We start from the raw sequence: 8612 nt of genomic DNA on the forward strand, positions 1-8612 counted from the left end.
AAATATTAGGTAGTGGAGAAAATAATAATAATGAAAGTAATTCTTCAGAAGATGCTAGCGGATTTGGAAAAGTTGTAAATATAGATTCAACTCTAAGAGTTAGAATTAATCCATCATTAAATAGTGCTATTGTTGGAAGTTTAGAAAGTGGACAAACTTTTAAAATTACGGGCAAAAGTGGAGATTGGTATAAAATAAATTACAATGGACAAGATGCATATGTGTATTCTGCTTATGTTGAAAAAGTAAGTAGTATGGATAATAACTCAAATAATAATGTAGAGTCTACAAATAAAACTGGAACTGTAATAAATATTTCATCAAATTTAAGAGTAAGAACAGCACCAAGCTTAAATTCTTCAGTTGTTGGATATTTATTAAATGGTCAAAATGTTAAAGTCACTGGGAAAACTGGAAGTTGGTACAGAATAAATATCGATGGACAAACAGGATATGTAGATAGCTCATTTATATCAGTAAATGGAACAGTAAATGATGTGAATGATAATAATAATGATGGTGGAATAAGCTATACTAAAAAGTATGGTGAAGTAATAAATATAGATTCATCATTAAGAGTTAGAAATAATCCATCACTTAGTTCATCAGTTGTAGGATATTTACTAAATGGACAAGGATTAAAAGTTTTAGGTAAAGAGGGTAACTGGTATAAGATAAGTTTTAATGGACAAACAGGTTATACTAGTGCAGAGTATATTAAATTAGTTGACCATTTAGAAGATAATTCTAGTCAGTCAGGAGCAAGTTTTGAAAGACTTTATTCTATATTGAAAAATCAAATAGGATCACCATATTTATGGGGAGCTGAGGGGCAGTACATTACAACAGAGAGTTTAAATAATTTAAAAAGAGAATTCCCAGAAGTAGCAAGGGAAGGAAGATATAATATTCCTGCTAAATATATAAATCATGGATATAGAGGATTTGATTGTTCAGGTCTTTTAGATTGGGCATTTAGCCAAATGGGAATAAATATAGGAAGAACAACTTATCAACAAGTAAATGCAGGAAGAGCAATATCATTAAATAATGTAAGACCAGGAGATTTATTATTTTTTAAGGGACCGGTTCATGTAGGATTATATGTAGGTAATGGGAAATGGCTTGTAGCGCCAGAATCTCATGCTTATGTTAGAATTGAAAATGTACCATGGAATAAAATTGCATGTGCAAGAAGAGTATTATCTTAAAAAATGATAAACATTATAGAAACTAAGATTATGAGAATAGTCTTAGTTTTTTTCTTATAAAAAATTTGAAGTTTGAATAATAAGGATTACAAAGAAACAAAAAAATAAAAGTGTATGTAAAAAAATAAATTTAAGGTATAATATGGAAAAAAATATTTTAAAGGTTTATAATGTGAATATAAATTAGGGGCAAAAAAAAGGGGGAGAATTATGAAAAAAGTTAAGATTGCATTATTAGGCCTAGGAAATGTAGGTCGTGGTGTATGGATGATATTAAATTCAAATAGAGATGAAATAGTCAAACGTTCAGGATATGATATTGAAGTAGCCAAAGTGCTTGTAAGAGATAAAAATAAGCGTAGAGGTGTAGAAATAGTTGAAGAGCTTCTTACTACCGATTTCAATGAAATATTAGATGATGATTCAATAAAAATAGTTATTGAAGTTATGGGTGGGATAGAGCCTGCAAAAGATTACTTAATAAAATGTATAGAGAAAAAGAAACATATAGTAACAGCAAATAAAATGCTTATAGCTAATAATGGAGATGAACTTTTTGAAAAGGCTGATGAAATGGGAACAATGTTTCAATATGAAGCATCAGTAGCTGGAGGAATTCCAATTATTCAAGGAATAAATGAAAGTCTTACAGCAAATAAAGTTGAAGAAATGTATGGAATAATAAATGGAACAACAAATTATATATTAACAAAAATGGAAGTTGAGGGATTAAGCTTTGATGTTGCATTAAAAGAAGCACAAGATATGGGATATGCAGAAGCAGATCCAACTTCAGATATTGAAGGATATGATGCACAATATAAATTATCAATCTTATCGTCTTTAGCCTTTGGAACAAAAATTGATATAGAAAATGTTTATAGAGAAGGAATAACAAATATAAGATCTATAGATATGCAATATGCTAAAGAATTTGGAATGGTTATAAAGCTTTTGGCAATAGTAAAAGATAAAAAAGGAAAACTAGAAATGAGAGTTCACCCTACAATGATTCCTAAAAATCATCCACTAGCAAATGTATATGATTCATTTAATGCGGTCTTAGTTAAAGGAAATGCAGTTGGAGATTTAATGTTCTATGGAAGAGGAGCAGGAGATTTACCAACAGGAAGTGCTGTAGTTAGTGATATGATAACAATCCTTAAAAACAATATTGATTTAGACAATATAAATCCAGTAGTTAAAAATAATTTATGGGATAAAAAGTTCAGAGATATGAGAGGGGTTCAAAGTAAATACTACATCAGAACAAGAGTATATGATGAGCCAGGAGTTTTAGGAAAAATAACTACAATATTTGGAGATAGTGGCGTAAGTTTAAGGTCAGTTATTCAAAGAGATGTAGATAAAGATGGAGCAGTAACATTAGTTCTTGTAACTCACTATACTAAGGAATCACAAATTATTGAAGCAATTGACGAGATATATGAATTATCATCAGTTAAGAAAATAGATAATATTATAAGAATTGAAGATTTTAATTAATTTTAAAGAGAGTTTTGCAGAAAAATGCAAGACTCTTTTTAGTTAGAAAAAAATAAAAAATATATATAGTAATAAATATCACATTATGATATAATATGAACAATATATTAAATAAATAAGAATTTTTTATTAAGAGGTGTATAAAATGGGAGAGAATGATTTTTCTAATATATTTGATTTTGCAAGTAAAGTAAAGCAAAAAGCAAATAAAATAAAAAAACGTGGGACAGTAAAAGGATATTTAAAATGGCTTATTATAGGGTATATAATAGTAGCAATTTCATTAGTTTTGAAAAGTGCATTAATATTAGATCTTTCTTTAAGCTTTGAAGAAATTATGATTCCTTTTGCATTTATAAGTATTCTTTATGGCGTAACTCATATGTCTAAAAAATTTATGACTATAGGAGTGGCAGCAGGAATAATATTTATAGGAGTAAATATTTTCTTTAGTCCATTATTAAGCTATCAAAAACATAGAAATTTAGCAGGAGAAATAGAAAATATTGAATTTACAAGTGAAATAAAGCATATAGACTTAAATCAATTACCAACAATAGATGAAGAACTTGCTATGAAGCTTGCAGACAAAAAACTTGGAGAAATTCCAAGCCTTGGAAGTCAAGTAGAGATAGGTGATTTAACTCTTCAAAGTGTTGGAGGAAAGCTTTATTATGTTGGACCACTTGAGCATTCATCATTTTTCAAGTGGATTTCAAACAGAGAAGGAACACCAGGTTATATAATGGTTAGTGCTACAAATCAAAATGATGTTAAATTAGTTACAGAATTAAATGGACAACCATTAAAGTTAAAATATTTAGAATCATCATATCTTTTAAGTGACTTAAATAGAGCAGCATTTTTAAAAGATATGAAAGCAGGACATACTGATTTTACATTTGAGTTAAATGATGAAGGAAAACCATACTATGTAATAACTAGATATGATAATGGAGTTGGAGTAACAGAACAAAAAGCTATTGGAGCATTATTAATAGATGTTCAAACAGGTGAAAGTGAAATTTATACAATAGAAGATATGCCAAAGTGGGTAGATAGAATTCAGCCTTCAAAATTTGTGCAAAGACACAATGATAAATGGGGAACTTTAGTTCATGGAGTTTTAAACTTTAGTGATAAGGATAAACTTAAAACTACAGAAGGAATGAATTTAATATTTAACAATGATGAATGTTTCTATTATACAGGAATAACATCAGTTGGAAATGATGAAGGACTTGTAGGATTTATGCTAACAAACACAAAAACAGGAAAGACTACAATGTATAAGACAGCAGGAGCAACTGAAGAGGCAGCTATGAAATCTGCAGAAGGGAAAGTTCAACAGTTTAGTTATACAGCAACATTCCCATATCTTATAAATATACAAAATGAACCAACTTACTTTACAACATTAAAGGATGCAAATGGATTAGTGAAGCAATATGCTATGGTAAATGTTAAAAACTATAACACAGTAGCAGTTGGAGATTCACTTCAATCAACATTAAATAGATATCTAGAAGCTTTAACAAATACAAATATATCTTTAGAAGGAAGTAATACTGGAAAAACAGTAGAAGGTGAAATTGAAAGAATAGGACTAGTAGTTAAAGAAGGTACAAGTATCTATGATATAAAATTAAAAGGAAAAAATGAAATATTTTCAGTATCAACAGAAACAGCTAGAGAAGTTGCTTTAAGCGCAGCTGGAGATAAAGTTAAAATAGAATACATTCCAGTTGGAGACAACAAATTTATAATAGTAAATAAATTTGAAAAAATAAAATAATCCTAAGTTTACAATAGAAAATTAAAATTATATAATTAAATAAAAACTTAGGAGAAACGATATGGATAAAGAAAAAAAGTGTCCTATATGTGGAGATACATTAAAAGAATATGAATATGCATATGATAATAATCAATATGGGAAAAAGTATTATAAATGTCCAACATGTGGTCATAAAACAAATACAATGGATTAAAATAAACTCTAGAGGGAAAGATAAGCTCTCTAGAGTTTTCTTAAAGAGAAAAATTAAAATATAGAAGTTACATAAAAAATTATAGTTAAATACTTTACAAAGATATTAGGATAAATTAAACTAAGTTTTAGAATGTTTTATAACTAGGAGGAAAAAATGAGCGTAGTTACAGTTAAAAATGTAAACCATGGATTTGGTGATAGAGCAATATTTGAAGATGTATCTTTTAGATTATTAAAAGGTGAACATGTAGGACTTATAGGAGCAAATGGTGAAGGTAAGTCTACTTTTATGAATATAATAACAGGAAAGCTTATGCCAGATGAAGGAAATGTTGTTTGGTCTAATAATGTTAGAGTAGGATATATGGACCAGCATGCAGCATTAGAAAAAGGAACAAGCATAAGAGATGCATTAAGAGATGCATTTAAATATCTTTTTGATTTAGAAATTGAAATGAATGAATTATATGGAAAAATGGGAGACTGTACTGAAGATGAATTAAATAAAATGCTAGATAGAACAGCAGTTATTCAAGATATGCTTGATAATAATGGATTTTATTTAATAGATGCAAAAGTAGAAGAAATAGCTAAAGGACTTGGACTTTTAGATTTAGGACTAGATAAAGATGTAGATGATTTATCAGGAGGACAAAGAACAAAAATTCTTTTAGGAAAGCTATTACTTCAAAACCCTGATATCCTACTATTAGATGAGCCTACAAACTATTTAGATGAAGAACATATAGTATGGCTTAAAAGATATCTACAAAACTTTGAAAATGCATTTATACTTATATCACATGATATTCCATTCTTAAACGATGTAATAAACTTAATCTACCATGTAGAAGAAAGAAAACTTACTCGTTATGTTGGAGATTATTATGAATTCAAGAGAATATATGATGATAATAAAAAGAGACTAGAACAAGCCTATGAAAAGCAACAAAAAGAAATTGCAAGACTTGAAGACTTCGTAGCAAGAAACAAAGCAAATGTTGCAACAACAGGAATGGCAAAATCAAGACAGAAAAAGCTTGATAAAATGGAAAGAATAGAACTAATGGAAGAAAAGCCAAAACCTGAATTTAACTTTAGACAAGGAAGAACAGCAGGGAAAATAATCTTTGAAACAGAAGGATTAGAAATAGGTTATGATAAGCCATTAACAAAACCATTAGATCTTTACTTAGAAAGAGGACAAAAAGTAGCATTAGTAGGAGCAAATGGACTTGGAAAATCAACACTACTAAAAAGTTTACTTGGAAAAATAAAACCATTAGGTGGAGTTGTACATCAAGGAGACTATCAACAAATAGGCTACTTTGAGCAAGAAGACAGAGAAGGAAACAACAATACTTGTATAGAAGAGGTATGGAACGAGTTCCCAAGTAAAACACAATACGAAATCAGAGCAGCACTTGCAAAATGTGGATTAACAAGCAAACAGATAGAATCAAAAATAAGAGTTCTATCAGGAGGCGAAGCAGCAAAGGTAAGACTATGTAAAATACTAAACACAGAAACAAACATACTTATCCTAGACGAGCCAACAAACCACTTAGATCAAGATGCAAAAGATGAACTGAAAAGAGCATTAAGGGAATACAAAGGAACAATACTATTAGTATCCCACGAACCAGAATTCTATAGAGATGTAGTAACAGATATCTGGAACTGTGAGGATTGGACATTAAAAATTCTATAGGAGCTTTAATAAAAGAGTTAGTGATGTTACTAGCTCTTTTTGTTATACTTAAGTAAATATAGAGGGGGGATAGTATGAGCATAAGAATAATTCCTATTAATGAAAAAGATGGTCAGGATTTATTAAAGTTTGAAATTGATAATAGAAGCTTTTTTGAGGAGAGTTGCATAGCTAGAGGAGATAAATATTATGAAGAAAATAACTTTAAAGAAATACTAAAGGAATTAATTAAAGAACAAGAGCAAGGAATACATTATATGTATTTAATAAAGGATAATAATAATGAAATTGTAGGAAGAATAAATCTTGTGGAAGTTATCAGAGGAAAGATGAATAAGGCTGAACTAGGGTATAGGATAGCAAAACTTCATACTGGAAAGGGGTATGGGAAGAAGGCAGTAGAGATTATTTTATGGCAAGCTTTGAATATTCATAAGCTCCATAGAATAGAAGCGGGGACATCTATAGAAAACATAGCTTCTCAAAAGATATTAGAATCTAGTGGTTTTAGAAGGATTGGAATATATAATAAGTATATATATTTAAATGGACAATGGAATGATAGTGTTATTTATGAAATAGTGTTAAATTAAACAAAAAATAAATATACTTGAGAGGTAGAAATGGAAAGAGAAGATATGGTCATAAATATAATACTTGGAACAGAAGAGGATATAGATGAAATTGAATTACTTTACAATGAGCTAAATGATTCATTAGAAGAGGGAATAAATTATCCAGGATGGAAAAAGGGAGTTTATCCAACTAGAGAAGATGCTATAAAGGGAATTGATGAAGGCAATTTATATATTGCAAAATGTATTAGTAAAAAAGAGTTAGCAAATTAATGGCTAACTCTTTTTAGGTTAGATTATTTAGAATAGTTTTTTATATATTCTTTATAGAAAAGAATTCCTTTTTCAAAGGTGCTTATTGAAAGTTTTTCATTTAGACCATGGACCATATTCATATCTTCTGGTGTCATATAAAGTGGAGCAAATCTAAAGGTATTCTGGGTTATGGAATCAAAATGTCTTGAGTCTGTTCCTGCAAGCATTCTATATGGCGAAATAGTTACATTTTCAAAAACTTTTTTTAATGAAGTTTCAATATTTTTAAACCCATTAGAATTAGTTGTACTTATTTTTGATGGTGGAAAACTATATTCTACAGAATAATCTATATTAAATTCTTTGAATTTTTCTTTTAAGATATTCATAACACCTGATATTCCATCTTCCTGAGATACTTTAATGGTAAGTGTTGTGGAATTATCATCAATTTCACTAAATTTATAGGTGCTTCTTATCATATCAGAACCTTCTTTACCCATTTTATTTAGGCTTTTTGCTAAAATAGGCTTTAGATATTTTCCACTTTTGAAGATAAGGTTCATAGGAAAGCTTACTTTAGTACTAAATGATTTAAGCATTTCTATCATTTCATCTGAAACTCTACTTTTAAAGGGATTTTCTTTTTCAAAACTTTCTTTTACTTTAAGTAAATTTTTTGAATCAGCTGTTAATTTTAAAATTATATGACCTTTTTCAGAAATTCCTATCATTGCAAAAGCTCCATTAACTCCTTTTATAGGTGGATTCATTATTGCACCACCTTCATCTAAAAGAGTTTCAAAAAAGATTTTATGCTCCTTCAAATAAGAGCATATTTTTTCACCACCATCTCCAGATATCTCTTCATTACGTGTAGACATGAAGTAAATATCACTATTAGGAGTAAATCCAGATTCTATTAATTCATCACAAGCAATAAGCATTTCACATAAGGGACCTTTTGTATCAATAGTACCTCTGCCACAAATATAGTTATCTATAATTTCACCACCTAAAGGATCAAAATTCCATTCTCCACAATTTATAGGTGCTGTATCCATATGATTCATAAGAGCAATAGGTTTTAAATCATTAAATTTACCTTTCCATTTTAAAATTAAGTTTCCATCTATATTAATAATATCTAAGGTACTAAAAATATTTTTAAAGTTATTTTTCAGTACTAAATGAAATTCATTAAATTTTTCTTTAGTATCAGCCTTTTCTGATATAGTATTGCACTTTATCATTGCAGATAAAATTTTTGCGCGTTTTTCCATAAAAACATCTCCTAAGATTAATAGTTCATAGAAAAGTATACATCTACATTTTAAAAGAAACAATATTTAGGCAATACA

General features: G+C 28.8%; 8 protein-coding genes. 7 read left to right on the forward strand and 1 reads right to left on the reverse strand.

The window, feature by feature from the left end; all coding sequences use genetic code 11:
• The 7 genes from ACRC28_RS11955 to ACRC28_RS11985 form a co-directional block, all read left to right on the forward strand.
• Nucleotides 1–1211 (forward strand): C40 family peptidase (locus ACRC28_RS11955; RefSeq protein WP_438543673.1); only part of this gene is annotated, 1211 nt, incomplete at its 5' end.
• A gap of 210 nt (nt 1212–1421) precedes the next feature.
• Entirely contained in the window at nt 1422–2717 is a 1296-nt protein-coding gene (locus tag ACRC28_RS11960; protein WP_438543674.1) for a homoserine dehydrogenase, read from the forward strand.
• Nucleotides 2718–2862: 145 nt separating this feature from the next.
• Nucleotides 2863–4512 (forward strand): cell shape-determining protein, encoded by a 1650-nt coding sequence (locus ACRC28_RS11965; protein WP_438543675.1) that lies wholly within the window; start codon nt 2863–2865, stop codon nt 4510–4512.
• Between the two features lie 61 nt (nt 4513–4573).
• Nucleotides 4574–4708, forward strand: coding sequence for a hypothetical protein (locus ACRC28_RS11970; RefSeq protein ID WP_438543676.1), 135 nt, complete (start codon nt 4574–4576; stop codon nt 4706–4708).
• 156 nt (nt 4709–4864) lie between these two features.
• The gene (locus ACRC28_RS11975; RefSeq protein WP_438543677.1) at nt 4865–6421 is read left to right on the forward strand and encodes an ABC-F family ATP-binding cassette domain-containing protein; all 1557 of its coding nucleotides are present in this window, start codon (nt 4865–4867) and stop codon (nt 6419–6421) included.
• Between the two features lie 74 nt (nt 6422–6495).
• A complete protein-coding gene (locus tag ACRC28_RS11980) occupies nt 6496–7014 on the forward strand; it encodes a GNAT family N-acetyltransferase (protein WP_438543678.1) in 519 nt (172 codons plus the stop codon).
• 30 nt (nt 7015–7044) lie between these two features.
• Complete coding sequence (locus tag ACRC28_RS11985; protein WP_438543679.1) at nt 7045–7269, forward strand: hypothetical protein; 225 nt, start codon at nt 7045–7047, stop codon at nt 7267–7269.
• Nucleotides 7270–7292: 23 nt separating this feature from the next.
• On the opposite strand, the gene ACRC28_RS11990 is transcribed toward ACRC28_RS11985, so the two are convergent.
• On the reverse strand, nt 7293–8534 hold the full coding sequence (locus ACRC28_RS11990; protein WP_438543680.1) for a M20/M25/M40 family metallo-hydrolase: 1242 nt from the start codon (nt 8532–8534) through the stop codon (nt 7293–7295).
• Between the last annotated feature and the right edge of the window lie 78 nt (nt 8535–8612).

The sequence above is a fragment of the Clostridium sp. genome (genome assembly GCF_051650885.1).
Taxonomy (GTDB): domain Bacteria; phylum Bacillota; class Clostridia; order Clostridiales; family Clostridiaceae; genus Clostridium.